The sequence below is a fragment of the Bradyrhizobium sp. IAR9 genome (assembly GCF_013408065.1).
Classification (GTDB): Bacteria; Pseudomonadota; Alphaproteobacteria; order Rhizobiales; family Xanthobacteraceae; genus Bradyrhizobium.
This window is the reverse complement of record NZ_JACBZW010000009.1, coordinates 228,296-252,939: the sequence shown is the minus strand read 5'-3', so window position 1 is coordinate 252,939 and position 24,644 is coordinate 228,296. Positions and strand designations below refer to the sequence as shown.

Genomic DNA, 24,644 nt, shown 5'->3' with positions numbered 1-24,644 from the left:
CGTGCAAGCCATAACAAGCAGCCGGGAGGGTCCCCAATGTCTGACGTCCGCGTTCTCGCCGCCGACCTCGAATTTCCCGAAGGGCCGGTCGTGATGCCGGACGGTTCGGTGGTGCTGGTGGAGATCCGTGGCCAGCGCCTGACGCGCGTTTATCCCGACGGCCGCAAGGAGATCGTCGCGAAGATTCCGGGCGGCCCGAACGGTGCCGCGCTCGGGCCCGACGGCAAGATCTACATCTGCAACAACGGCGGCTTCTCCTGGATCCCGACCCGCAACATGATCATGCCGGGCCCGCAGCCCGACGATTACCTCGGCGGCTCGATCCAGCGCGTCGATCTGCAATCCGGCAAGGTCGAGACCGTCGTCACCAGATGCGGCGAGCACGATCTGCGCGGGCCGAACGATCTGGTGTTCGACAAGCAGGGCGGCCTGTGGTTCTCCGATCTCGGCAAGCGCCGCGCGCGCGAGATGGACGTCGGCGGCATGTACTACCTCAAGCCCGGGATGACCGAGCTCGTCGAGATCGTGCACGGCATATTGCCGGCCAACGGCATCGGGCTGTCGCCGGATGAGAATACCGTCTACATCGCGGAGACGCCGACCGGCCGGCTGTGGGCCTACGAGCTCTCCGCGCCCGGCACGCTGAAGCCGCGCGACGTGATCTATCGCGGCGAGCGCGGCAAGCCGATCTGCGGCCTCGGCGGCTACCAGATGTTCGACTCGCTCGCGGTGGAAGCCGGCGGTAATGTCTGCGTCGCCACCCTCGTCTCCGGCTGCATCTCGGTGATCGCACCCGACGGCACGCTGGTGGAGCAGGTCCCGACCGGCGACCGCGTCACCACCAATATCGCCTTCGGCGGCCCCGAGCTGAAGACGGCCTACATCACGCTGTCAGGCAAGGGCGAGCTGGTCGCCATGGACTGGCCGCGCAGCGGATTGCCGTTGAATTTTTTAAACAAGTGAGCCAAGCCGTCATTGTGCGAGCGGCGAGGTAACTCTCAGACCCTCACCCTGAGGAGCGCGCCCTTCGCGCGCGTCTCGAAGGGCGAGGCCACCAGCCGGGCCTTCATCCTTCGAGACGCGCGTTCCGCGCTCCTCAGGATGAGGATCTGGCACCCGGAATGCCTCGCCGCACAGTGACGTAAGGAGAGACCTCAAATGCCCTGGCCCGATCCCATCACCCTGCGTGGACAGCACGCCCATCTCGAGCCGCTGTCGCATCAGCATCTCGACGGGCTGGTGACCGCCGTGAAGGACGGTGAGCTGTCGAAGCTTTGGTACACCGCGATCCCGCTGCCGGAGAACATGGCCAAGGAGATCGACCGGCGCCTCGGGCTGCAGGCCGCGGGCTCGATGCTGCCGTTCACCGTGTTCGACGCCGGCGGCAACGTCGTCGGCATGACCACCTACATGAACATCGATGCTGCCAACCGCCGCGTCGAGATCGGCTCGACCTGGTACGGCAAGAGCGCGCAGCGCGGCCCGCTCAACACGCAGTGCAAATTACTGCTGTTGCGCCATGCTTTCGAGATGCTGAACTGCATCGCGGTCGAATTCCGCACCCACTTCTTCAACCACCAGAGCCGCCGCGCCATCGAGCGCCTCGGCGCCAAGCAGGACGGCATCCTGCGCAGCCACCAGGTCGCGCCGAACGGCACGCTGCGCGACACCGTGGTCTACAGCATCACCGCCGCCGAATGGCCGACGGTGAAGACGCATCTGGAATTTCAACTCAACGACAAGCCGCGCTAGCGATGAGCACGAGACTGAGTTCGATGTATCCGCGATCGAGCTGCGCTCCCTCTCCCGCTTGCGGGGGAGGGTTGGGGAGGGGGTGTCTCCGCGGTGGGACTCCCCGCGTGGAGAGAGCCCCAACCCGGCGCTTCGCGCCGACCTCCCCCGCAAGCGGGAGAGGTGGAGCGTGCTTGTGGCCAGCACCATTCGATCAATACTGATTGCGCGCTAAGGACGCGATTCATCATGGACAGATTTGATTATGTGATCGTCGGCGCGGGCTCTGCCGGTTGCGTGCTCACCAGCCGGCTGAGCGAAGACCCCAACACCAGCGTGTGCGTGCTGGAAGCCGGCCCGTCTGACTGGCATCCCTACATCCATCTGCCGGCGGGCTTCATCAAGACCTTCCACATGAAGAGCATCAACTGGGCCTACCAGCAGGAGCCAGGGCCCTGGACCGGCGGGCGCAGCATCTATGCGCCGCGCGGCAAGACGCTCGGCGGCTCGTCCTCGATCAACGGCCACATCTACAACCGCGGCCAGCGGATGGATTTCGACACCTGGGCGCAGATGGGCAATCGCGGCTGGGGCTATGCCGACGTGCTGCCCTACTTCCGCCGGCTGGAGAAACGCGTGGGCGAGGGCGAGGACACCTATCGCGGCCGCGAAGGCAGTCTCACCGTCACCACCATGGAGTGGCGCGACCCGCTGTGCGAAGCCTTCATGGAAGGCGCGGTCTCGCTCGGCATTCCCCGCAATCCCGACTACAACGGCAAGACCCAGGAAGGCGTCTCCTACTGCCAGCGCACCATCAACAACGGCCTGCGCGTCTCCGGCGCGACCGCGTTCCTCAAACCGGCGATGAAGCGGCCCAACGTGCATGTGCACACCCATGCGCACGCGACCGAGATCATCTTCGAGGGCAAGCGCGCCGTCGGCGTGCGCTACACCAAGGGCGGCCGCGGCGGCACGCCGGTGGAGGTGCGCGCCAACAAGGAAGTCATCCTCTCCGGCGGCACCTATAATTCGCCGCAGCTCTTGCAACTCTCCGGGGTCGGCTCGCCCGATCTGCTGCAGCAGCACGGCATCGCGGTGCGTCACGCGCTGCCGGTCGGTGAGGGCCTGCAGGACCACTATGCCCCGCGCACGGTGGCGCGCGTCAAAGACATCAAGACCATCAACGAGCTTCGCCGCGGCTTCTCGCTGTGGATCGAGGCGCTGAAATGGGCGACCGCGCGCCGCGGCCTGCTCTCGCTGTCGCCGACCATGGTCTATTGCTTCTGGCATTCCGGCGAGAGCGCCGAGAGCTCTGACCTCCAGCTCACCTTTACGCCGGCGTCCTACAAGGAAGGCGTGCAGGGCCAGCTCGAGGACGAGCCCGGCATGACCGTGGCGTCCTGGCAGCAGCGCCCGGAGAGCCGCGGCTATGTCCGCATCCGCTCGTCCGATCCGTTCGCACCTCCGATCATCCAGACCAACTATCTCGATGCCGAGCTCGACCGCCGCGTCATCGTCGGCGGCATGAAGCTCGCGCGGCGTCTTTTGAAGTCCGCGCCGTTGTCGCCCTATTACGCCTACGAGGATTTCCCCGGCCCCAACGTCAACACCGACGACGAGTTCTTGCAAGCCGCCACCGAGCGCGGCACCACCACCTTCCACCCCGGCTGCACCTGCCGCATGGGCCCGGCGGGTTCGACCTGGGCCGTGGTCGACGACCAACTCCGCGTCCACGGCCTCGAAGGCCTCCGCGTCATCGACGCCTCGGTCATGCCGCGCATGATCTCGGCGAATTTGAACGCGTCGACGATGATGATCGCCGACCGCGCCTCGGACCTGATCCGCGGCAAGCAGCCGATGGAAGCCGCAAGGATTCCGGACGCCGCGGTGGCGTAGGGCTTCGTAGGGTGGGCAAAGCGAAGCGTGCCCACCTTCGGTTGAGACATTGTAGAGGTGGTGGGCACGGCGCAAGTGCGCCTTTGCCCACCCTACAAGCTTGCTGTGTCGCCGCCCGTCAATCCCTCTTCGCAAAAATATTCCACTTTACCGAAATTCGGAATTGCGGCATACATCGAGCCAGCCCGGCCCGACGAAGAGGGGCGGTTCGCGAGTCGTTCGAAACGCGGGCCGGGTTGCGGTGGACGCGGCAGCGTCGGCACGAGACGGTAGCGGGCAGGGCGGGTAGTCCCTGTGAGTCCGCGGCCGCGTGTAGACGAACGGCGCTGAGCGCGTACGGCAAAACCGTGTGGTCCTGTCCGTCGTTGCTACGGTCAAGCCCTTCGCGGAGATGCGCGCGAGCCCAACCGGGCAGACGGCATCGTCAATTCGCGGGGCGAGGGAGGCCAGAGGGAAAGTTCGGCTCCCGGGAGATCACGGCATAAGCCGTCCGACCATCGCGCAGGGAAGGCCGTGTGTTCGGCACCACCTGTATGCTGCTGTGCGGTTTTCTGCGTCTGCCTTTTGCGCAGCAGACCGCGGGTGCGAGGTCAGCACCCGGCCTTCCCTGCGCCCTCTTTCTTGGAGGGCGGAGCGATTGAAGCAAAGCTCGGGCGAGATGCGCCGCGAGGACGCGAAGGCGTGTCTGCGATTCAAAACGCGACCGAAATGGTGAAGCTGTTGCCACATGCGCGAACATCGTAGGGATGGGCAAAACGCAGCGTGCCCACCAGAAGCAAATGGTGGGCACGGCGCTTTGCGCCTTTGCCCACCCTACGGCACCGTGCGTTACACGAGGCGTCTCACACTTCCCTTCTGCTCAAGAACGCCAGCCGCTCGAACAGATGAACGTCCTGCTCGTTCTTGAGCAGCGCGCCGTGCAGCGGCGGGATCAGCTTTCGCGGGTCGCGCTCGCGCAGCTGCTCGACGCTCATGTCCTCGTTGAGCAGCAGCTTGAGCCAGTCGAGCAATTCCGAGGTCGACGGCTTCTTCTTCAGGCCGGGCACCTCGCGCACCTCGAAGAAGATGCGCAGCGCCTCTTCCACCAGGCGCTTCTTGATGCCGGGGAAGTGGACGTCGACGATCCGATGCATGGTGTCGGCATCGGGGAACTTGATGTAGTGGAAGAAGCAGCGGCGCAGGAAGGCGTCCGGTAGCTCCTTCTCGTTGTTGGAGGTGATCATCATGATCGGGCGCTGCTTGGCCTTGATCGTCTCGCCGGTCTCGTAGACATGGAATTCCATGCGGTCGAGCTCGAGCAGCAAATCGTTCGGGAATTCGATGTCGGCCTTGTCGATCTCGTCGATCAAGAGCACCGGGCGCTGCTCGGCGGTGAAGGCTTCCCACAGCTTGCCGCGCTTGATGTAGTTCTTGATGTCGGACACGCGCGCGTCGCCAAGCTGGCTGTCGCGCAGGCGCGACACCGCGTCGTATTCGTAGAGGCCTTGCTGCGCCTTGGTGGTGGACTTGATGTGCCAGGTCAAAAGCGGCGCGTTCAACGCCTTCGCCACTTCCTCCGCTAGCACGGTCTTGCCGGTGCCGGGCTCGCCCTTGATGAGCAGCGGGCGCTCCAGCACGATCGAGGCATTGACGGCGACCTTGAGATCGTCGGTCGCAACATAGTCCTTGGTGCCGGTAAATTTCATTGCGTGTCCTTGGGTAATCGTCGGCGCGATGCATTTGCCAATGTCATGGCCCCGGTCGCGACAAGGGAACGGCCGCTCGCGGCGGCCGTTCCCGGTTCGGTCAGGCTTTCAGACCCGTTTTATCAGCGAAAGGATGACGAGCACAATCACCGCGCCGATGGTGGCGTCCACGATGGCGCCGACCGTGCCTGTTGCCAGCTGAATGTGCAGCTGGGGCAACACCCAGCTTGCGACCAGCGCGCCGATGATGCCGACGACGATGTTGCCGATCAGTCCAAATCCCGCCCCGTGGACAATCTTGCCCGCAAGCCAGCCTGCGATCGCGCCGATGATGAGCGCTGCGACAATTCCCATTGCAAACGTCCCCAAAACAACCCCGTGAGAGCCCCAATTCTAGAGCAAAAAGCTTCCCGGTCCAGCACCCCGCGACGGTCTCCGCCCCTTGACGTCAGCCACCCGACGGGCAATCTGTCACCCATGTTCCTGCAATTCTTCACCTCTCTGCGCGACGCGCAGGTCCCCGTGACGCTGCGCGAATACCTCACGCTGATGGAGGCGCTCGACGCCGATCTGTCGGATTATTCGGTCGAGAATTTCTATTACCTGTCGCGCACCTCGCTGGTGAAGGACGAGCGCAACCTCGACAAGTTCGACCGCGTCTTCGGTACGGTGTTCAAGGGGTTGGAAAACCTGCTCGACGCCATGGAGAAGGCGGAGATCCCCGAGGAGTGGCTGAAGAAGCTCGCCGAGAAATACCTGACCGACGAAGAGAAGAAGCAGATCGAGGCCATGGGCTGGGACAAGCTCATGGAGACCCTGAAGAAGCGCCTCGAGGAGCAGAAGGGCCGCCACCAGGGCGGCTCGAAGTGGATCGGCACCGCCGGCACCTCGCCGTTCGGCGCCCATGGCTACAATCCCGAAGGCGTGCGCATCGGCCAGGAGAAGAACCGCAACAACCGCGCCGTAAAGGTGTGGGACAAGCGCGAGTTCAAGGACCTCGACGGTAATGTCGAGCTCGGCATCCGCAACATCAAGGTGGCGCTGCGCCGTCTGCGCAAATTCGCGCGCACCGGCGCGCCCGATGAGCTCGATCTCGACACCACCATCCGCGAGACCGCCAATCACGGCTATCTCGACGTTCACATGCGCCCCGAGCGGCGCAACGCGGTGAAGCTCCTGGTGTTCTTCGACATCGGCGGCTCCATGGACGCGCATATCGAGCAGGTCGAGGAGCTGTTCTCGGCGGCGAAGAGCGAGTTCAAGCACATGGAGTATTTCTACTTCCACAACTGCCTCTATGAAGGCGTGTGGAAGCAGAACAAGCGCCGCTTCACCGACCGCACGCCGACCTGGGACGTGCTGCACAAATACCCGCACGACTACAAGATCGTGTTCGTCGGCGACGCCTCGATGTCGCCTTACGAGATCATGGTGCCCGGCGGCTCGGTCGAGCACGTCAACGAGGAGCCCGGCTCGGTCTGGCTGGACCGCATCATCCGCACCTATCCGCATGCAGTGTGGCTGAACCCGGTCGCTCAGAAGCATTGGGATTATTCGGAATCGACCACCATCATCAAACGCATTTTTGCCAACCGGATGTATCCGATCACGATCGAGGGGCTTGAGGGCGCGATGAAGGAATTGACGCACTGATGCATGACGAGGCCGGGCTCTATCGGCAACGGCAGTGTGCTCCCTCTCCCGCTTGCGGGGGAGGGTTGGGGAGGGGGTATCGCCACGGGCGACGCTCCCCAAGAGGAGAGAGCCCCCACCCGCGTCGCTTCGCGCCGCGACCTCCCCCGCAAGCGGGAGAGGTTGCACCGAGTGTGCGGCCCGCAGACGCCGTAACAACGGCTACGAATGAATTGAGGGAGAACCACATGCCCCAAAACATCACCCGCGGCATCAAGGCGCTGATCGACGAGGCCAGTGCCGAGATCGAGACGCTCAACGCCAAGGACGCCATCGAGATCTCCAAGAACGGCGATGTCGTCATCGTCGACATCCGCGACCCCCGCGAGATCGAGCGCGACGGCCGCATCCCCGGCGCGTTCGCCTGCACCCGCGGCATGCTCGAATTCTGGATCGATCCGCAGAGCCCCTACGCAAAGCCGGTCTTCCAGGAGGACAAGAAGTTCGTCTTCCACTGCGCTGGCGGCCTGCGCTCCGCGCTCGCGGCCAAGACCGCGCAGGACATGGGCCTCAAGCCCGTCGCCCACATCGCCGGCGGCTACGCCGCCTGGCGCGATGCCGGCGGGCCGACCGAGCAGTGGGAGCCGAAGAAGAAGGGCTAAAACTTGTCACACGCGGGCTTGACCCGCGTGTCCATCATTTCAAGAAGGATGGATGGCCGGGTCGAGCCCGGCCATGACGATTGGAGAGTACAGAAAACATGACCAGCGCCACCGACCCCCTCGTCTCCACCGAATGGCTCGCCGCCCACATCAACGATGCCAACGTCAAGGTGCTCGACGCCAGCTTCAAGCTGCCGGGCGTGCTGCCGCTGCCGAAGGACGATTATCTCGCCGCGCACCTGCCGGGCGCTGCGTTCTTCGACGTCGATGCGGTGTCGGACCATTCCAACCCGCTGCCGCACATGTATCCGAGCGCCGAGCAGTTCGGCCGTGACATCGGCAATCTCGGCATCTCCAACGCCGACACCGTCGTGCTCTACGATGCCGGCGGCTGGGTCGCAGCTCCTCGCGCGTGGTGGATGTTCCTGGCCTTCGGCCATAACAACGTGCGCATCCTCAATGGCGGCTTGAAGAAGTGGCGCGCCGAGGGGCGAGCGGTCGAGAGCGGCGAGGTGAAGCCGAAGCCGGCGACGTTCGAGGCGACTTACGATCCGAAGCGCGTGCGCAGCATGCAGCAGCTGATCGCCAATGTCGAAAGCCGTGCCGAGCAGGTGATCGACGCGCGCGCCGCCGACCGCTTCGAGGGCCGTGCGCCCGAGCCCCGGGCGGGCATCCGCTCCGGCCACATCCCCGGCGCGCGCAATGTGCCCTACAATCAGCTGTTCGATGCCGCGACCGGCACGATGAAGCCGCTCGAGGATCTGCGCGCCGTCTTCACCAGCGCCGGCGTCAAGCTCGATGCGCCGATCGTGACGAGCTGCGGCTCGGGCGTGTCGGCCGGCGTGCTGACGCTCGCGCTCTATCGCCTGGGGATCACCGACACCGCGCTCTATGACGGCTCGTGGTCGGAATGGGGCCAGGAAAAAGGCCCGCCGATCGCGACCGGGCCGGCGTGAGCGCCACGATGACGGAGGGTTGGGGTGAGGGGCCTCTCTCCACACGATGAGACGATCGAGTGACCTGTACCCCTCACCCGGAATCCGCGCTACGCGCGCATTCCGACCTCTCCCCGCAAGCAGGGAGAGGTGAAGTAAGATCAGCGCGTGCGCCCGGTCGTCGCGAAGGTCTGCGGCTGGCCGAACGGGTCGAGCTGCTGCTGCAGCTGCTGAGGCGGCGGACGTCGCACCACGCGGTGTCGCTTCTTCGCCTTCGCCTTGCGCTTGGTCGCCTTGTCGTCAGGCTTGCTATCAGCCTTGCTCTCGGTCTTGGCCTTCGCCGGCGCATCCTTCACGGCCGTCGTCGCCGGCTCGTTCAGAGCCGCCAGCTTGGCCGAGGCGGCATCGAGTGCGGAGGAGGCCAGGGCCGCGCTGGGATCGACCGGCGCCGGCTCGCTGGTGGTCGCGGCAGGCTCGGCCGCGGGGATCGACGCCGTGGCGTCGGCAGCGGTGAGCGTATCGGCGGGCGCCGGCGCTGCGGTCTCCGTCGCCGTCTCGCCCTTGGCCGGTTCGGCGACCGGGACGTCAGCCGGAGGTGCCGCGACCTGGGACTGAGTCTCGGTCTCGGTCGTCAGGGCGGCGACCTGCTCGGGCTCGCTTTCGGGCAGTCCAATGGTCGGCACCCGGTCGCGTAGCGACGGCTCGGGCTCGGCGGTCAGCTCCGGCTCCGCGCGAAGGACCGCGAGCACCGGCTGGGCCGGCTCGGGAGCCTGCGCGAACACCTGCTCCTGCGGGCCGTTCCGCCAGGAGGGGTTGCTGACATACTGCTCATGGCTCGCCCGCAGCAGTGCGGCGGCGCCCAGGCCGAACACCAGGATGGAGACTGACAGCAGGATCGCGGCAAACAGGAAGCGAAAGCCGGGAAGCATCGAGCGGTTGCGAATTTCCGCCCCGGCGGCGAAGAGGCCAGGGCCCAAGAGCCATCTGAACGCGGTGACGGTACTGTTTGCCGCGTTCGCCACGCGGGGATCGGGAGTCTCAAATGGGCGGCGAATCAGGCTGATTCGAACATACCGCAACGATTCCGACCCGTTCCGCAAAAAACGGGGCCGAAGACTCCGGCAATTGACGTCATGAGTTGATTTCCGCCCCGTGATGCAACGGGGCAACGGTAGTCTTGCGGATCACAAATCGGCAGGTCCGGCGCAAATAAGCCTGATATGTCTTGAATGTGCCGCTATCTTCGGCCATCTGGCCGTTAACGGTCCGATCGGGCTTGGGGACTATACAAGAGCGATGATGATCAAACACTTTCTGACGATATGCGCTGCCGCGACAGTCGCTGCGGCGGGAACCTCGCTCGCGCAGGCTCAGAGCTATCCGGTTCAGCAGGCCCCGAGCTACGGCGCCCCGGCCGAATATCGGCCCGGCGACCGCACGCCAAATTTCGACGCGCTGGACGATGACGACGACGCGATGCCGCAGGCATCGCTGCCGCCGCCCGGCCCGGCCGACGATCCGCGCTATGGCCGTCCGGTCGGCGCTCCCCCGGTCTACTCGGCCGCGCCGCCGCAGGGTCCGGTGATGTCGCCGGATGATCCGCGTTATGGCCGCCCGGCTGGCGCTCCGCCGGTCTATTCGGCCGCCCCGCAGGGCCCCGTGATGTCGCCCGACGATCCCCGCTACGGCCGCCCCGCCGGTCCGCCGCCGGTGATCTACGCAAATCGCCCGGGTCAAGGTCAGGCCCCCGCCAATGACGGCATGCGTCCGCCGGAAGCCGTTGGTGGTCCCGCCGCGACCGGTACGGTCCAGGCCGGCCAGCCGCCCGTCGGCACCGATGGAAGACCGATGACGATGGCCGCGCTGCCGCCCGAGGAGCAGCCCGATGCTGCGCCGGTGCAGCTGCCGCAGAACCTGCGCCGCCAGGAGGTCGCGTTCCAGACCAAGGAGCCCGCGGGCACCCTCGTGGTCGATACCCCCAACACCTATCTCTATTACGTGCTCGGCAATGGCCGCGCGATCCGCTACGGCGTCCGCGTCGGCCGCGACGGCTTCACCTGGACCGGCGTGCAGAAGATCACCCGCAAGGCCGAGTGGCCGGATTGGCATCCGCCGACCGAGATGATCGAGCGCCAGCCTTATCTGCCGCGCTTCATGGCCGGCGGCCCCGGCAATCCGCTCGGCGCCCGCGCGATGTATCTCGGCTCGACCGTCTACCGCATCCACGGCACCAACCAGCCCTCGACCATCGGCAAGTTCGTCTCGTCCGGCTGTATCGGCATGCTGAACGAGGACGTCTCCGACCTGTTCGATCGCGTCAAGGTCGGCACCCGCGTGGTGGTGATGCCCGGTGGCCCGCCGCCGGGAACGGCGACGGCGTCCGCTGCGCCGGCGCCCGGACCTGCCGCCGGTCCGGCTCCGATGGCCGCCCAGGCTGGTCCGGTCCCCGGCACGCAGCCGACGGTCGTGCCGCCGCTGCCTGCACCGGTCACCGTGCGCTAAGCGCTTTGCGAGAATTCAGATTGAGAAGGGCGTGCCATCGGCACGCCCTTCATCGTTTCAGGCCAGCTTGCGCGGCAACTCGCTGCCTTTGGTGAAGGCATCGATCGCCTCGACCATCTGGCCGTAATGGATGCGCAGGCCGTCCTCGGTGGCGTAGCCGAGATGCGGCGTCAGCACGAGGTTGTCGAGCTTGCGGAAGGGATGGTCGACCGGCAGCGGCTCGACCGAAAACACGTCGATGCCGGCGCCCGCGATCTTGCGCTGCTGCAAGGCCTCGAGCAGCGCCTGCTCGTCCACGATCGGCCCGCGCGCGGTGTTGACGAGGAAGGCCGTCGGCTTCATCCGCGCGAGATCTGCAGCGCCGACCAAACCACGCGAGCGCTCGCTGAGCACCACGTGGATGGTGACGACGTCGGCCTTGGCGAACAGCTCCTCCTTGGTAGCGTAGCCGACGCCGGCGGCCGCGCATTTCTCCGGCGTGAGGTTCGGGCTCCAGGCGATCACGTTCATGCCGAACGCCTTGGCGATCCCGGCCATCCTGCTGCCGAGCTTGCCGAGCCCGACAATGCCGAGCGTCATTCCCTCGATCTCGACGCCGGCGAAGGTCTGCCAGGGCTCGCCGGCATGCATGCGCGCGTTCTCGCGGCCGATGCCGCGGGTCAGCTCCAGGATTAGCCCCATGGTGAGGGGCGCTGTGGGGTCGCGCGAATATTGCGTGCCGCCGACGGTGACGCCGCGCGCCTTCGCGGCTTCCATGTCGATCGCGGCGTTGCGCATGCCTGACGTGAGCAGCAGCTTCAGCTTCGGCAAGCTCTCGAACAGGCTCTTCGGGAAGGCCGTCCGCTCGCGCATCGCGCAGATGATCTCGAAATCGGCGAGTGCGCTGGCTGCTGCCTGCTCGGAGGCGAAGGGATGGCTGAACACGGTGACGTCGAGGCGGTCGGACAGTTTCTGCCAGTCGGCGACGTCGAGCGCGAGGTTGAAATAGTCGTCGAGAATTGCACAGCGCAGCCGGCTCATCAGCGTTCATCCAGGGCCAGAGTTGATGGCGAGAGGTGAGGGCGCTGGGCGAGCGCCGTCGTCGGAACCAGGCCATGGTTGCGCGCAATCAGGACGGCGCGCAAGCCGCTTGCGTCTTCAAAAGTCCGATAGGAAGGAGGCGCTCAGAGATCCCGGGGCTTGAGCCGGAACGGCGCATCCATGCCGTGCTTGGCGCGCCAGGCGGGACCGGGTCCACGCATGTAATGCAGTTCGGGCCGGTAGGGATTGAAGGCGGTGGCGAAGAAGCGCTTCCAGAACCCCGCGACCTCCGAGACGAGCCCGGAGACGTGGCCGGCTTCTGCCGGAACAGGAAGTGAGTTGGTCTCGATCAGAGCCATGATGCGGCCTCGCTGTGCTCCCGTTCGTTCTGAGCGGGTGGCGCTGTTTCCGCGCGAAACCGAGCTTTCGGCCTGATTTATTAAAAGATGGTTTCAATTGTCCGGATCGGTGGCCGGATGGTGTCCGTCCCGTATTCATCCGTGGTGAACGGACGGAAAACATTGCCCTTTGGGGGCGGGATCGTTACATCGGCGGCGAAGCAAATTTCCTCAAATCGAAGGTTTTCGGGACCTATGGCGCGCCAGTTCATCTATTTCATGCAGGGCCTGACCAAGAGCTACCCGACCCGGAAGGTGCTCGATAACATCCATCTGTCGTTCTACCCGGACGCCAAGATCGGCGTGCTCGGCGTCAACGGCTCGGGCAAGTCGACGCTGCTCAAGATCATGGCTGGCCTCGACAAGGAGTATAACGGCGAGGCCTGGGTCGCGCAGGGCGCCCGTGTCGGCTATCTCGAGCAGGAGCCGCATCTCGATCCGGCACTGAGCGTGCGCGAGAACGTCATGCTGGGCGTCGCCAAGCAGAAGGCCATCCTCGATCGCTACAACGAGCTGGCGATGAACTACTCCGAGGAAACCGCCGACGAGATGACCAAGCTGCAGGATGAGATCGAGGCCCAGGGCCTCTGGGATCTCGACAGCAAGGTCGACCAGGCCATGGACGCGCTGCGCTGCCCGCCTGACGATGCCGACGTCACCAAGCTCTCGGGCGGCGAGCGCCGCCGCGTGGCGCTGTGCCGGTTGCTGCTCGACCAGCCCGATCTGCTGCTGCTGGACGAGCCGACCAACCATCTCGACGCGGAGTCGGTGTCGTGGCTGGAAGGGCATTTGCGCAACTATCCCGGCGCGATCCTGATCGTCACCCACGATCGCTACTTCCTCGACAACGTCACGAGCTGGATTCTCGAGCTCGATCGCGGCAAGGGAATTCCCTACGAGGGCAATTACTCGTCCTGGCTGGTGCAGAAGCAGAAGCGGCTGGAGCAGGAAGGACGCGAAGACGCCGCGCACCAGAAGACGATTGCCCGCGAGCAGGAATGGGTCGCGTCCTCGCCGAAGGCGCGCCAGGCCAAGTCCAAGGCGCGCTATCAGCGCTACGAGGAGCTACTCAAGCAGGCGAGCGAGAAGCAGACCCAGACCGCGCAGATCATCATTCCTGTCGCCGAGCGGCTCGGTGCCAATGTGGTCGATTTCGAAGGCCTCAGCAAAGGCTATGGCGATCGCCTGTTGATCGACGATCTCACCTTCAAGCTGCCGCCGGGCGGCATTGTCGGCGTGATCGGTGCCAACGGCGCCGGCAAGACCACGCTGTTCAAGATGATCACCAAGCAGGAGACCCCGGACAAGGGCACGATCACGGTCGGCGAGACCGTGCATCTCGGCTATGTCGACCAGTCGCGCGACGCGCTCGACGGTAGCAAGAACGTGTGGGAGGAGATCTCCGGCGGCAACGAGCTGATCTTGCTCGGCAAGAAGGAAGTGAACTCGCGCGGCTATTGCTCGTCCTTCAACTTCAAGGGCGCGGACCAGCAGAAGAAGGTCGGCGCGCTCTCCGGCGGCGAACGCAACCGTGTGCATCTCGCCAAGATGCTGAAGTCCGGCGCCAACGTACTGCTGCTCGACGAGCCGACCAACGACCTCGACGTCGACACGCTGCGCGCGCTCGAAGAGGCGCTGGAGGATTTTGCCGGCTGCGCTGTGATCATCAGCCATGATCGCTGGTTCCTCGACCGTATCGCGACCCACATCCTGGCCTTCGAAGGCGACAGCCACGTCGAATGGTTCGAAGGCAACTTCCAGGATTACGAGAAGGACAAGATGCGCCGGCTCGGCCAGGACAGCATCATTCCGCACCGCGTGAAGTACAAGAAGCTGACGCGGTGATCCTGGCATGATGCGGCGGGCGCTCATCGCTGCGGTGATCGTGGTCACCTGCGGCTGGACGTCCGCGCGCGCCGCCGATGCCGCCTTCACCCAGTTCATCGCCTCGCTGTGGCCGGAGGCGCAGGCAGAAGGCGTCTCGCGCAAGACGTTCGACGAGCAGACGCGCGGGCTCGAGCCCGACTACAAGCTGCCCGATCTGATCCTGCCCGGAAGGCCCGCGCTAGGTGCGCCGTCGCAGGCCGAGTTCGTGCAGGTACCGGCCGATTACGTCAAGGAAGCCTCGATCGCGCGGCTTGCGGGCGAGGGGCAGCGGCTGCTGCAGAAATATCGCGCCTCGCTGAGCGAGATCGAGAAGAAGTCCGGCGTGCCGGCAACCGTGATGCTCGCGATCTGGGGCCGCGAGACCGATTACGGCCGCTACACGCTGCCTTACGATCTCGTCCGTGTGCTGGCGACGCAGGCCTATGTCGGGCGCCGCAAGGAGCAATACCGCACCGAGTTCATCCTCGCGCTGAAGATCCTCGGCGAAGGCGTGGTGACGCGCAAGGACATGCGCTCGTCCTGGGCGGGCGCCACCGGGCTGACGCAGTTCCTGCCGTCCGAATATTACAAGCACGGCGTCGATTTCGACGGCGACGGCCGCATCGACATCTGGCATTCGGTGCCGGACGCGCTGGCCTCGGCCGCGCAGCAACTCGTCAACAAGGGCTGGCAGGGCGGTGTGCGCTGGGCATACGAGGTGCAAGCACCCGCGAAGGTCGATTGTACCACCGGCGTGCCCGAGGTGACGAAGCCGCTCGGCCAGTGGTTGCGCGAAGGTTTTGTGCCGGTGCGCGGGCAGAAGCTGAGTGCCGCAGAGCAGGCGCAGCCGGCCTCGCTGCTGCAGCCGGAAGGCATCTATGGCCCATCGTTCCTGACGACGAAGAACTACTTCGTCATCAAGGAATACAATTTCTCCGATCTCTACGTGCTGTTCGTCGGCCACCTTGCCGACCGCATGACGAGCCCGGTGCCGTTCGCAACGCCATGGGCGGCCTCGAAGCAATTGCGCACCAGGGATGTCGAGACCATGCAGCGTGGGCTCACGCGCGTCGGGCTCTACAAGGACAAGATCGACGGCAAGGCCGGCATGCAGACGCGCGCCGCGCTCGGTGCCTATCAGAAGTCGGCGGGTCTCAAGGTCGATTGCTGGCCGAGCGAAGAGGTGCTGCGCTCGATCCAGGCGGCGCGATAGCGCGCGACCAAAGAAAAAGCCCGGCCGAGGTCTCGGCCGGGCTTCGATCGCGGCGCTCACGAGCGCCGGTGCGATCAGATCAGTAGCAGACGCGAACCGGGCGAACGACCCAGCCGTAACCGTCCCAATAACGCTGACGCTGCCAGTAGCAGGGCGGGGGCGGCAGGCCGGGCTCGGCGACGTAAACGGGGCCGCCATAGGCCGGACGGCTCGACGCGATGGCGCCGCCGACGATCGCGCCACCAATCAGGCCGGCCGCAATGCCGGCGCCGATGCTGCCGTCATGCGCCTTGGCGGACGGAGCGGCAGTCACCAGCGAACCGGCGATCGTCGCAACCGTGAGGGCGGCAACAAGAGTCTTCTTCATGCTCAGGGCTCTCCTGGGAGATGGGTTCCTCTTGTTAGAGGCGCCCGGGTTTCAAAGGTTCACGCACACGCTGATGGAATTGGCCGTGCAGCTAGGAAGCGCGCAATTGGTCAACCCACGGTAAACGCACACGGAGCTGTGACGAGAAAAAGCGGTCTTTTTCAGGCCCGGAGATGAACGGCGCATCCGTAGTGAACCGGCCAGCCGAAGCAGTCGCGATGACCGGTTCGAGGTCGTCTCAGCCGCAGACTCTGACGCGGCGGGCGCGCCAGGCATAGCCGTCCCAGAAGCGCTGCTTCTGCCAGACGCAGCCGCCGCCGTAATAGTCGTCAGAGACATAGCCCGGACCCGGCGCATAGTAACGGGGCGGGTAATAGCCGGGTTCGTAATAGCCGGGGCCAGGTCCGTAGTAATACGGAGAGGCCAGCGCGCCCCCGACAATGGCGCCGCCGATGATGCCGGCCGCCACGCCTGCCGCGACGCCGCGCTGGGCATGGGCCGGGGATCCGGCCGCAACGGCCAGGGAGGCGACGGCGGCGACCGTCAGGAGCAGCTTCTTCATTGGCTTGACCTTTCGTACGAACACGCGGGAACCCTTTGGGGCCAGAGTTCCATACTTCGCTTGAATGATCAATGAACGGCACCTTGGGGGCGGGCGACCAATTGATATGGACCGTAGGCCCGGCCAGGGAGGCGATGATGGGCAACGCGATGATCAATGCATTGATTGCGGCCGGGGTCGTGTCCGCGATCGGTTACGGCTGGATCACCCATCTTCAGAACCGCGGCCAGCGGCGCTCCCGCGCCGGGGCGGGCGGCGACGGCAGCAGCAGCGGCGACACCTATTCGGGCAGCAATAACGGCTTCTCGCTGGGAAGCTGGTTTTCCAGCGACAGTTCGGGCAGCCCGGCCGACGGCGGCAGCTGTTCCAGCAGCGATAGCGGCAGCAGTGGCGGCGATTGCGGTGGCGGCGGTGACGGTGGGGGAGGCGGTGGCGGCGATTAGATCCGCTCCAATCTTGATCCAGCGCAACCCTGAAATTTAGGGCCGTTCTAGGCTGCTTTTGGGCCAGTTTGGAATAGCTTCAAATACCGCTTTTTCCTTTTGCATCCGGCGGGCCCGTTAAATATCGATGATGACGCATCACCGAAGGGCCTGCCGCTTCCATGATCGTTTGTTCCTGTAACGTGCTGAGCGATGACGACATCCGCGCCGCCGTCGCCGAGTCCGACGACGCCGTGCGCCATGCCAAGCAGGTCTATGGATGCCTCGGCTGTAGCGCCGAATGCGGCCGCTGCGCCCGGACGATCAAGACCATCATCGACGAAGCTCTCGGCCCTTGCGCCCAGTCCTGCTGTGCCGGCTGCCCGCACAACCACACCGTGGCTGCCAATGACGAGGCGGCCGAGCCCGCCCAGTTTGCCCTCGCGGCCTGCTGAAAGCCTTCGCCAGCTCAGCTGAGCTTTTCCCGGGCTGCGCCGCCGTAGCCAGTTGCCCTCATTCGTAAACTGACTTAGAAGCATTCTAAATTCGGTTTTGGGCCGATTTGGACTGCAAGAGCTGGAGTGAACCATGCAGGGCGACGCAAAAGTCATCGACTATCTCAACAAGGCACTGCGTCACGAACTGACTGCGATCAACCAGTACTGGCTGCACTACCGCTTCCTCGACAATTGGGGCCTCCTCGACATGGCCAAGGTCTGGCGCAAGGAGTCCATCGAGGAGATGGAGCACGCCGACAAGCTCACCGCGCGCATCCTGTTCTTTGACGGCTTTCCGAACATGCAGGTGCTCGATCCCCTGCGCATCGGCCAGAACGTCAAGGAGATCATCGAGTGCGACCTCGCTGCCGAGATGAGCGCGCGTGCGCTCTACCAGGAAGCGGCGACCTACTGCCACGGCGCCAAGGACTACGTCACGCGTGACCTGTTCGAGAAGCTGATGAGCGACGAGGAGCATCACATCGACTTCCTCGAAACCCAGCTCGACCTGATCGGCCGCATCGGCCTTGAGCTCTACACCCAGAAGCACGTCGGCGGGCTCGAGGGCGAGGGGCATTAAGCTCGGGCGTCGCTGCGTACTCGGTGTCGTCCCGGCGAAGGCCGGGACCCATACCGCGTGATCTATCTGGATGCGCCGGTATGAGCACCGGGGCACGAGCTCTTCACTGTTAGTCTTCGCAAAACCACTCCCTGTGGTTATCGCGACGAGCGCAAGCGCTCGCGCGGAGGTCCCGGATCTGCGCTGCGCTTGTCCGGGACGACACCGTGATTGTCGTCCCAACTACAACTGCGTCTTGTAAATCTCTTCCACAGTTTCCTGGCTGGCCGGTTCACCGAGGCCAGTCTGGTCGTGAATGACCGTGACGATGCTGGGCATCACCGAGCGCTGCACTTTCTCTGGCGACCACAGCTTCGAGCGCATCAGCGCCTTGCCGCAATGGAAATAGACTTCGCTCACAGCGACGTTCAGCACCGCCCGCGGCGGCTTGCCGAATTCGACCATCGCGGCGAGCAGATCCGGATCGGCCGACAGCGTGCCGCGTCCGCCGACGCGTAGCGTTTCGTCAATCCCGGGCACGAAGAACAACAGGTGCACGAAGCCCGAGCCTTCGACGACGTTGCGAAAACTGTCGATCCGGTTGTTGCCGGAGCGGTCAGGCATCAGCAATTGGTTGGGACCGGCGACGTGGACAAAGCCGGTGCCGCCGCCGCGTGGCGAGGCATCGACGCTGCCGTCCGCGCCCGACGTCGCGAGTACGCAGAACGGCGACATCTCGATGAACTTCTTCGCATGCGCATCGATCGCGGGCCGCGCTTTCGCGATCACGCGTGGGCTCGGCTTGGCATAGATGGTGGCGAGGTCTTCGGCGCAAAGATCGGTCAACGGCATGCCTCCGCTTCAGCTTGGCGGCAAGCTAGCCGATCGGGCCGCCTCCAGCCAATGGAATCGATAAAGACGCATTACACGGCGTCCGCCGGCACGAAGCAGCTTATGATGATGGCGCCGCGGTGGCGAACGTACCACACCACGGCCTGGCCGACCGGATTGCCCCGGTCGCGGATGATGGCGCGCTCGGGCACCTCCATCCACTGCCCTTCGATCGGCACCCAATAAGCGCCGCTGCGCACATCGTAGTCGGTGCGATGGCCGTCCGAGACGTCGCAGCAGGGCACACCGTTCGGCGCGATCACGCTCTTGAACCAGGCGCGGATATCGGGCGGGATGTGGTCGTATTGCCCGTTGTCGAATGCGAGTGCGGCGCTGGTCAGCGCCGTCATCACGACCAGCCAAACGCACAGTGCGAGCCTGTGCATGCGATCCCTCCTCGTCGCGTCCCGCTATTCGCGCGCGAGTCTTGCTCGCGTCGATTCCATCGGTGACGCGATTAAGCCCGAGCTGTCAGCGCATTGCATGCCCAAATAATATGCGGCTCCGAAGTGCCGCACATGATGCGCTGCAAAATCAGCGGCGCGCCGATTCGATCGTTTGCTGCGGTGTGCTCTCCAGCAATTGCCGCACCTGCTCGCTGTAGAATTTCGCATTGCCGGTGGTGCCGTGGCCGCGCGTCTCGGCGCTCGCCGGGATCAAATAGAGACGGCCGTTCTTGATCCGCTTCATGGCCGCGTCCGTGATGCCGGTCTCGGGCGGATTGCGCTCGTCGTCGGCGGAATTGATCAGCAGCAGCGATGCTTCGATGGCCTCCAGCTTCTCGCCGGCATTATAGTCGTGCGAGGACTCCCACTGGTAGACGAAGTCGTTGGCATCCGCCGTGATCGGAGCCGCCAGCCGGTCGTCGACGATCTTGTCCGCCTTGGCCGCGGTCCGCGCCTGCGATTGATAGGCCAGCGTGCCGCCGATGCTGGCTACGCCGTAGGCGGTGATGGCATATTTCATCATGCGCGGCTGGCTGGTGTAATTGCCGCCATTGTAGTCCGGGTCGTTGCGGATGGTGTCGAGCATGATCCGCCGCAGCATCCAGTTGCGCGACGCCATCTCGGTCGGCTGCGAGGCCATCGGATCAGTGCGTCCATCGCGTTCGGATATTTCGCGCCCCACAGCCAGCTGTGCATGCCGCCCATCGAATTGCCGATGACGAGCCGCAAATGCTTGACGCCGAGGCCCTCCGTCACCAGGCGATGCTGCGCCTCGACCACGTCGTCGTAATCGTATTTCGGGAAGCTCGTCTTCATCCCGTCGGAGGGCTTCGACGATTTGCCATGACCGATGCCGTCGGGAAGGATGATGTAATATTTGGAGGCGTCGAGCGGTTGCCCCGCGCCGAACAGCTCGCCGGCGAAGGCGGGTGACAGCATGCTTGCGCCCGAGCCGCCCGTGCCGTGCAGCACCAGCACCGGTTGGCCCGAGGGCTCGCCGATTGTGGTGTAGTGCAGCTTCAGCTCCGGCATGGTCTCGCCGGTGTGGAACTTGAAATCCCTGGCGATCCAGTCGCCCTGCTTCGGTGCCGGATAATCCGCGGCCAGGCCCGGTATTGAAAAGGACAGCAGGGCAGCCGACAGCGCGGCGCAGGAAGCCTTTATGCTTTTCTCCCCATTGCGGCTCATGGTCGGCGGCCGCGTGCGGCGGGACTTAGCAGAAATGCACAGAAGGATGTAGGATTTCGGCTCCGCCGATCGTCTTCAAGGAAACATCCGGAAGAGGCCCCTGCATGTGCCGCAACATCAAGACGCTGTTCAACTTCGAGCCACCGGCGACGGAGGATGAGATCCATGCCAGCGCGCTTCAGTTCGTGCGAAAACTGTCCGGCTTCAACAAGCCGTCGCAGGCCAACGAGGCGGCGTTCGACCGCGCAGTGGCGGAGGTCTCGCAGGCCGCGCGAAATCTCCTGACCTCGCTGCACACCCATGCGCCGGCGCGGGACCGTGAGGTCGAGGCGGAAAGGGCCAGGGAGCGCTCGCGGCTGCGCTTCGGTTAGTGGGCTCGGGTAATTCGTTCCGTGATCTGGCTCACGGTACGGGGGCGTCTCCTCCTGCAATGATGTGTGCCGGGGTTTTGACAGCCGGAGCACGACCCATGAGCCGCCCCCTTCTTCCTCTGAAAGCAGGTGCCATCGTCCTCACGCTGTTATGGACCGCGTGGATGATGTGGTGGAGCGGCTCGTTCTCGATCGCCAACGTGATCATCCTGGCCCTGTGCGGCGCGGCGGTGGGCTATCTCTGGTATCGCGCCATGCGCTGGCAGTTCGAGCGCATGGGCATGCTCCCGCGCAAGGATGATTCATCGGCTTCCTAAACCGAGGCTCGTGTCCCGGACGCGGCGAAGTGCGTCAGCGCTGCGACGCAGAGCCGGACCCAGAAAATCGCGAGAAAAGCTCTTGGTTAGATGGGCGCCGGCTCAGCAGCGCATCACTGCGTGCTGCGCTGCGTCGGGGCACGGGCGCGCCACTAATCCTAGTGACCGTGCTTTTTCTTTTTCTTCTTTTTCTTGTGCGCGTCGCCTTCGCTGTCGTCGCTCGCGTCGTCGACGATGGCCTCATCGGGCTCCTGCACGGCGGCCTCCAGCGCCTCGCGTTCGGCGGCGTCGCGCTCGCGCTGGCGGCGGCGCTCGTCCCAGGCGTCGAACAGTTGCTCGAGCCACGGCAGCAGCTGTTCGATCGAGGGCAATTGACCGGCAGGCCCAGCCTCGCCGCGCGGGCCTTGCGGTCCCGCCGGCCCTTGTGGTCCGGCAGGCCCCTGCGCGCCGGCGGCCCCACGCGGGCCGGCCTCACCCTGCTTGCCTTGCGGACCGGGCTTGCCCTGAGGTCCCGGCTTTCCGAGCGGCCCCGGCTTGCCCTGCGGTCCCGGCTTGCCGCGCGCGCCGTCGGGACCGCGCCGGCCGGGATGACCCTGCGGTCCCGGCCGTCCCGGTTCACCCTGCCGTCCGCGCGGCCCTTGAGATCCCTGCCGTCGTCCCTGATCGTCTGCCACGCCACTGCTCCCCATGATCGGAAGCAAGCTACTTAGCGGCGTTTGACGACAGCAGCAATTCCGCCGGGACAGCTCAGAACGCTTGATCAACATCAATCGGCGGCACGCGCCGCTGTGTCATCGATCGTGCGGCCAGAACTGTTGCGAGGAGCGACCGATGCGCGCAGCGTGGAAAATCCTCTGCCTGTTCGCTGTCGTCCTTGCGGCGGCGCTTGGCCTCGCTCACCAGCTGGTACCCGACGTCGTGCCGGTCGCATTCGCCGAGGAGCCGCAGCCGTCATGGGCTGTCATGACGGCCTTCTTCCTCCGCGCGATCGAGATGATCGCAGCCTCGGTCGTGATGATCGCGCTCGCGGTCATCATCGGCGGACTGATCCAGCGGTGCGTCCTCGGACGCTAATCCTGATAGGCGGGCACCTCGATGCCGGACGCGGCATAGAGCTTGATCTTGTTGCGCAGCGTACGCACCGACAGGCCGAGCACGCGCGATGCGCGTGTGCGGTTGCCGTCGCAGCGCGCAAGCGTCTGAAGCACGAGCTCGCGCTCGACCTCGTCGACGGTGGCGCCGATCAGAAGCGGAACGATCTGGTTAGGAGCAAGGAATTGCGCGCCCGACTCGGACGCGGCGACATGAACAGTGGTCATCAACACACCTCCCGATCAACGCCCGCTGCCATCTTTGGAAGCGGATCGAGAACCAACGACCCCCAAGCCGTAGATCCACGGTGGGCGGGTTTGGTTAATGAAAGGTTAATCGCGGACGATCGCACCAATTGACCTCAGGAATGCCGCTAAGCCGCCGCGATTTGCGCCAGATGCATCGTGATGCGGGACTATCTCTTCCACACACGCGGTGTCATCGTCCGGTCCAGTGGCGCAATTGCCTACAAGGCGGACGATGATCTCGTGCTTCGGGATAGTGAGTCGCGCCTCACACCGTCCGATAGCCGCCGTCCACCATCACGATCGTTCCCGTGACATAGGCCGACAGATCCGAGGCGAGGAAGATCGCGGGCCCGACGATATCCTCGGGCTTGCCGGTGCGCGCCAGCGGGGTGTGGTCGACGAAGGCCTGCACCAGCGCCGGATTGGTCGCGCGCACATTGGCGTTGATGTTGGTCTCGATGAAGCCAGGCCCGATCGCGTTGACGCGCACGCCCTCCTTGCCGAGCTCGACCGCGAGCGCCTTGGTGAAGCCGAGCACGCCGTGCTTCGAGGTCGTGTAAGCCGCCGAGCTCGGCGTGCGCAGATGCACGAAGGACTGGATCGAGCCGATATTGACGATGCGGCCTTTGCTCGCGCGCAAGGGTGCAAGGAAGGCCTGCGTCATGTTGAAGACGCCGTTGAGATTGAGCGAGATGATGTCGTTCCAGTCCTTCGCCACCGTCTCGGTCTCCGCGGTGAAGGCGTTGCGGCGGGTGATGCCGGCATTGTTGACGAGGATCGAGACCTGCCCGACCTCGCCCGCGACCTGCTTGGCGAGCGCAAAACAGTCCTCGCGCCTGACAACGTCGAGCGCAAAACTCTCGGCCTTGCCGCCCGCTTTGCGGATCTCCTGGGCGGCCTCCGCGACCGTGTCGGCATTGACGTCGAGCAGCACCACTTGCGCGCCCTCGCGGGCGTAGCCGGCCGCGATGGCGTGGCCGATGCCGGAACCGGCGCCCGTGACGACGGCGATGTGGTTTGCGAGCAATGCCATGACATTTTCCTCCTGATTTCGTTTCGAAGTTTCACGAAACGCTAACTCGAAATTAAGGGGTCGGAAACGGCAGCCTTGGCATACTGATCTTCATTGCTAAACGTTGCGCGCATGATGGAACGGCTCGACTCCCGGCTCGACTCCTGGAAACCCGCCCTCGAACGCCTGCGGTCGGCGCAATCGGCCGATTGGGCCGAGGCGGGCCGGCTCGTGGCCGAGATCGCGCGGATGAGCGTCGATGCCACGCTGCGACAGGCCGCCGAGCAGGCGCTTCCGGTGCTGCGCCAGGCGGTCGACAATGACGATCACGGCGTCACGCTGGCGGCCCAGCGCCGCATCGGCGTCGTTCTCGAAGTCGTTCATGATCTGACCGCGCCGCGCTTCGGCCGCCGCAACGCCATGCCGAAACAGCTGTCCAGCGAGGATCGCGCCCGCAAGATGCTTGGTCTGCCGCTCGCGGTGCAGCTCACCTGCGAGGACATCAACCAGGCCTATCGCCGCGCCGCCAAGGGCATGCATCCCGACCACGGCGGCAGCGCGCAAGCCTTCATCGATCTCGCCGCCGCGCGCGACGTCCTGATCCATCCCGGCGCGCATAAGGATGCGTGAGCGGGCTTGACGATATCTCGTAGGGTGGGCAAAGGCGCGAAGCGCCGTGCCCACCCATTTGCCCGTTGTTGAAAGGCGGGGGCACGGCGCGAAGTGCGCGCCTTTGCCCACCCTACGACATCTCGGAAAAACAAGCGGGCAAGGACGCATGGTCCTCGCCCGCTCTTCGTCCGCCGATCGAAAATCTTACCAGGTGCACTGACCGTTCTTCAGCGCGGCATCCTTCACCGCGAGGGCGTCGATGAAGGTCGGCACGGATGCGCTGGCGCGATGATAGCCGGCCGGCCACGGTGTGGTCGGGATGCTCTCGTCCCAGATCTGGCACAGGCCCGTGTCCTGCCAGCGGATCAGGTGATAGCTGGCTTCCGCAGGACTCGCCGCGACGAAGGCGGTGACGGCAAGACCGGCGGCAGCGCACAGCACGGAAATACGACGCATGATCAGCTCCTCAAATGAATGATGTGATGTGCCTCCCGGCAATGACGGGGAGGGCTGGTGCGGG

At 65.0% G+C, this 24,644-nt stretch carries 29 protein-coding genes and 1 pseudogene; 16 read left to right on the top strand and 14 right to left on the bottom strand.

What is annotated here, in order from left to right:
* Positions 1-36 precede the first annotated feature (36 nt).
* The 3 genes from GGD67_RS24100 to GGD67_RS24090 all read left to right on the top strand — a co-directional run bounded on the left by GGD67_RS24100 (position 37) and on the right by GGD67_RS24090 (position 3,627).
* Entirely contained in the window at positions 37-963 is a 927-nt protein-coding gene (locus GGD67_RS24100; RefSeq protein ID WP_179736294.1) for an SMP-30/gluconolactonase/LRE family protein, read from the top strand.
* A 195-nt stretch (positions 964-1,158) separates the two neighbouring features.
* Positions 1,159-1,752, top strand: a complete 594-nt coding sequence (locus GGD67_RS24095) for a GNAT family N-acetyltransferase (protein WP_179736292.1) — start codon at positions 1,159-1,161, stop codon at positions 1,750-1,752.
* A 228-nt stretch (positions 1,753-1,980) separates the two neighbouring features.
* Entirely contained in the window at positions 1,981-3,627 is a 1,647-nt protein-coding gene (locus GGD67_RS24090; protein ID WP_179736290.1) for a GMC family oxidoreductase, read from the top strand.
* A gap of 842 nt (positions 3,628-4,469) precedes the next feature.
* On the opposite strand, the gene GGD67_RS24085 is transcribed toward GGD67_RS24090, so the two are convergent.
* Positions 4,470-5,312: a MoxR family ATPase gene (locus GGD67_RS24085; protein ID WP_018318586.1), complete on the bottom strand. Its 843-nt coding sequence runs from the start codon at positions 5,310-5,312 to the stop codon at positions 4,470-4,472.
* 108 nt (positions 5,313-5,420) lie between these two features.
* Entirely contained in the window at positions 5,421-5,666 is a 246-nt protein-coding gene (locus tag GGD67_RS24080; RefSeq protein ID WP_018318587.1) for a GlsB/YeaQ/YmgE family stress response membrane protein, read from the bottom strand.
* A 123-nt stretch (positions 5,667-5,789) separates the two neighbouring features.
* Here GGD67_RS24080 and GGD67_RS24075 point away from each other — a divergent pair, with 123 nt between their 5' ends.
* The 3 genes from GGD67_RS24075 to sseA all read left to right on the top strand — a co-directional run bounded on the left by GGD67_RS24075 (position 5,790) and on the right by sseA (position 8,562).
* Positions 5,790-6,965, top strand: coding sequence for a VWA domain-containing protein (locus tag GGD67_RS24075; RefSeq protein WP_028145611.1), 1,176 nt, complete (start codon positions 5,790-5,792; stop codon positions 6,963-6,965).
* A 227-nt stretch (positions 6,966-7,192) separates the two neighbouring features.
* On the top strand, positions 7,193-7,606 hold the full coding sequence (locus tag GGD67_RS24070) for a rhodanese-like domain-containing protein (RefSeq protein WP_179736288.1): 414 nt from the start codon (positions 7,193-7,195) through the stop codon (positions 7,604-7,606).
* 98 nt (positions 7,607-7,704) lie between these two features.
* On the top strand, positions 7,705-8,562 hold the full coding sequence (gene sseA, locus GGD67_RS24065) for a 3-mercaptopyruvate sulfurtransferase (protein ID WP_179736286.1): 858 nt from the start codon (positions 7,705-7,707) through the stop codon (positions 8,560-8,562).
* A gap of 140 nt (positions 8,563-8,702) precedes the next feature.
* Here sseA and GGD67_RS24060 read toward each other — a convergent pair whose 3' ends face one another.
* On the bottom strand, positions 8,703-9,470 hold the full coding sequence (locus GGD67_RS24060; RefSeq protein ID WP_179736397.1) for a hypothetical protein: 768 nt from the start codon (positions 9,468-9,470) through the stop codon (positions 8,703-8,705).
* A 370-nt stretch (positions 9,471-9,840) separates the two neighbouring features.
* Between GGD67_RS24060 and GGD67_RS24055 the strand changes: the two genes are divergently transcribed.
* A complete protein-coding gene (locus tag GGD67_RS24055; protein ID WP_179736395.1) occupies positions 9,841-11,043 on the top strand; it encodes a L,D-transpeptidase in 1,203 nt (400 codons plus the stop codon).
* 57 nt (positions 11,044-11,100) lie between these two features.
* Here GGD67_RS24055 and GGD67_RS24050 read toward each other — a convergent pair whose 3' ends face one another.
* Both GGD67_RS24050 and GGD67_RS24045 read right to left on the bottom strand, forming a co-directional pair.
* The gene (locus GGD67_RS24050) at positions 11,101-12,063 is read right to left on the bottom strand and encodes a D-2-hydroxyacid dehydrogenase family protein (protein WP_179736284.1); all 963 of its coding nucleotides are present in this window, start codon (positions 12,061-12,063) and stop codon (positions 11,101-11,103) included.
* Positions 12,064-12,206: 143 nt separating this feature from the next.
* Positions 12,207-12,422 (bottom strand): hypothetical protein, encoded by a 216-nt coding sequence (locus GGD67_RS24045; RefSeq protein ID WP_018318594.1) that lies wholly within the window; start codon positions 12,420-12,422, stop codon positions 12,207-12,209.
* A 234-nt stretch (positions 12,423-12,656) separates the two neighbouring features.
* On the opposite strand from GGD67_RS24045, the gene ettA reads away from it, so the two are divergent.
* Together ettA and GGD67_RS24035 are read left to right on the top strand one after the other, a co-directional pair.
* Positions 12,657-14,306: an energy-dependent translational throttle protein EttA gene (ettA, locus tag GGD67_RS24040; protein WP_179736282.1), complete on the top strand. Its 1,650-nt coding sequence runs from the start codon at positions 12,657-12,659 to the stop codon at positions 14,304-14,306.
* Positions 14,307-14,313: 7 nt separating this feature from the next.
* A complete protein-coding gene (locus GGD67_RS24035) occupies positions 14,314-15,540 on the top strand; it encodes a lytic murein transglycosylase (RefSeq protein WP_179736279.1) in 1,227 nt (408 codons plus the stop codon).
* Between the two features lie 79 nt (positions 15,541-15,619).
* Here GGD67_RS24035 and GGD67_RS24030 read toward each other — a convergent pair whose 3' ends face one another.
* Both GGD67_RS24030 and GGD67_RS24025 read right to left on the bottom strand, forming a co-directional pair.
* Positions 15,620-15,907 (bottom strand): hypothetical protein, encoded by a 288-nt coding sequence (locus GGD67_RS24030; RefSeq protein ID WP_179736277.1) that lies wholly within the window; start codon positions 15,905-15,907, stop codon positions 15,620-15,622.
* A 238-nt stretch (positions 15,908-16,145) separates the two neighbouring features.
* Positions 16,146-16,469, bottom strand: a complete 324-nt coding sequence (locus tag GGD67_RS24025) for a hypothetical protein (protein ID WP_018318599.1) — start codon at positions 16,467-16,469, stop codon at positions 16,146-16,148.
* A gap of 134 nt (positions 16,470-16,603) precedes the next feature.
* Here GGD67_RS24025 and GGD67_RS24020 point away from each other — a divergent pair, with 134 nt between their 5' ends.
* The 3 genes from GGD67_RS24020 to bfr all read left to right on the top strand — a co-directional run bounded on the left by GGD67_RS24020 (position 16,604) and on the right by bfr (position 17,968).
* A complete protein-coding gene (locus GGD67_RS24020; RefSeq protein WP_092253565.1) occupies positions 16,604-16,912 on the top strand; it encodes a hypothetical protein in 309 nt (102 codons plus the stop codon).
* A gap of 161 nt (positions 16,913-17,073) precedes the next feature.
* Complete coding sequence (locus tag GGD67_RS24015; RefSeq protein WP_018318601.1) at positions 17,074-17,346, top strand: bacterioferritin-associated ferredoxin; 273 nt, start codon at positions 17,074-17,076, stop codon at positions 17,344-17,346.
* Between the two features lie 133 nt (positions 17,347-17,479).
* Positions 17,480-17,968: a bacterioferritin gene (bfr, locus tag GGD67_RS24010; RefSeq protein WP_008556076.1), complete on the top strand. Its 489-nt coding sequence runs from the start codon at positions 17,480-17,482 to the stop codon at positions 17,966-17,968.
* A gap of 222 nt (positions 17,969-18,190) precedes the next feature.
* Here bfr and GGD67_RS24005 read toward each other — a convergent pair whose 3' ends face one another.
* The 3 genes and pseudogenes from GGD67_RS24005 to GGD67_RS23995 all read right to left on the bottom strand — a co-directional run bounded on the left by GGD67_RS24005 (position 18,191) and on the right by GGD67_RS23995 (position 20,448).
* Positions 18,191-18,793, bottom strand: coding sequence for an MSMEG_1061 family FMN-dependent PPOX-type flavoprotein (locus GGD67_RS24005; protein WP_179736275.1), 603 nt, complete (start codon positions 18,791-18,793; stop codon positions 18,191-18,193).
* Between the two features lie 77 nt (positions 18,794-18,870).
* Positions 18,871-19,224, bottom strand: a complete 354-nt coding sequence (locus GGD67_RS24000) for a hypothetical protein (protein ID WP_179736273.1) — start codon at positions 19,222-19,224, stop codon at positions 18,871-18,873.
* Between the two features lie 148 nt (positions 19,225-19,372).
* Positions 19,373-20,448 (bottom strand): annotated as a pseudogene (locus GGD67_RS23995) (alpha/beta fold hydrolase).
* Positions 20,449-20,576: 128 nt separating this feature from the next.
* Here GGD67_RS23995 and GGD67_RS23990 point away from each other — a divergent pair.
* A complete protein-coding gene (locus tag GGD67_RS23990) occupies positions 20,577-20,843 on the top strand; it encodes a DUF2277 domain-containing protein (RefSeq protein ID WP_018318604.1) in 267 nt (88 codons plus the stop codon).
* Positions 20,844-20,941: 98 nt separating this feature from the next.
* Complete coding sequence (locus GGD67_RS23985) at positions 20,942-21,160, top strand: hypothetical protein (RefSeq protein ID WP_179736271.1); 219 nt, start codon at positions 20,942-20,944, stop codon at positions 21,158-21,160.
* A gap of 158 nt (positions 21,161-21,318) precedes the next feature.
* Here GGD67_RS23985 and GGD67_RS23980 read toward each other — a convergent pair whose 3' ends face one another.
* Entirely contained in the window at positions 21,319-21,834 is a 516-nt protein-coding gene (locus tag GGD67_RS23980; protein WP_179736269.1) for a collagen-like protein, read from the bottom strand.
* 157 nt (positions 21,835-21,991) lie between these two features.
* Here GGD67_RS23980 and GGD67_RS23975 point away from each other — a divergent pair, with 157 nt between their 5' ends.
* Positions 21,992-22,234, top strand: coding sequence for a hypothetical protein (locus tag GGD67_RS23975; RefSeq protein ID WP_026202046.1), 243 nt, complete (start codon positions 21,992-21,994; stop codon positions 22,232-22,234).
* Here GGD67_RS23975 and GGD67_RS23970 read toward each other — a convergent pair.
* Positions 22,231-22,479 carry a helix-turn-helix domain-containing protein gene (locus GGD67_RS23970; RefSeq protein ID WP_018318607.1) on the bottom strand — a complete coding sequence of 83 codons (249 nt, stop codon included), beginning with the start codon at positions 22,477-22,479 and terminating at the stop codon, positions 22,231-22,233. The two genes, GGD67_RS23975 and GGD67_RS23970, sit on opposite strands and share 4 nt — an antisense overlap.
* Before the next feature lie 286 nt (positions 22,480-22,765).
* Complete coding sequence (locus tag GGD67_RS23965; protein ID WP_179736267.1) at positions 22,766-23,533, bottom strand: SDR family NAD(P)-dependent oxidoreductase; 768 nt, start codon at positions 23,531-23,533, stop codon at positions 22,766-22,768.
* Positions 23,534-23,644: 111 nt separating this feature from the next.
* Here GGD67_RS23965 and GGD67_RS23960 point away from each other — a divergent pair, with 111 nt between their 5' ends.
* Positions 23,645-24,142, top strand: a complete 498-nt coding sequence (locus GGD67_RS23960) for a molecular chaperone DnaJ (protein ID WP_092253560.1) — start codon at positions 23,645-23,647, stop codon at positions 24,140-24,142.
* A 186-nt stretch (positions 24,143-24,328) separates the two neighbouring features.
* On the opposite strand, the gene GGD67_RS23955 is transcribed toward GGD67_RS23960, so the two are convergent.
* Positions 24,329-24,580, bottom strand: a complete 252-nt coding sequence (locus tag GGD67_RS23955) for a hypothetical protein (RefSeq protein WP_018318610.1) — start codon at positions 24,578-24,580, stop codon at positions 24,329-24,331.
* Positions 24,581-24,644 lie beyond the last annotated feature (64 nt).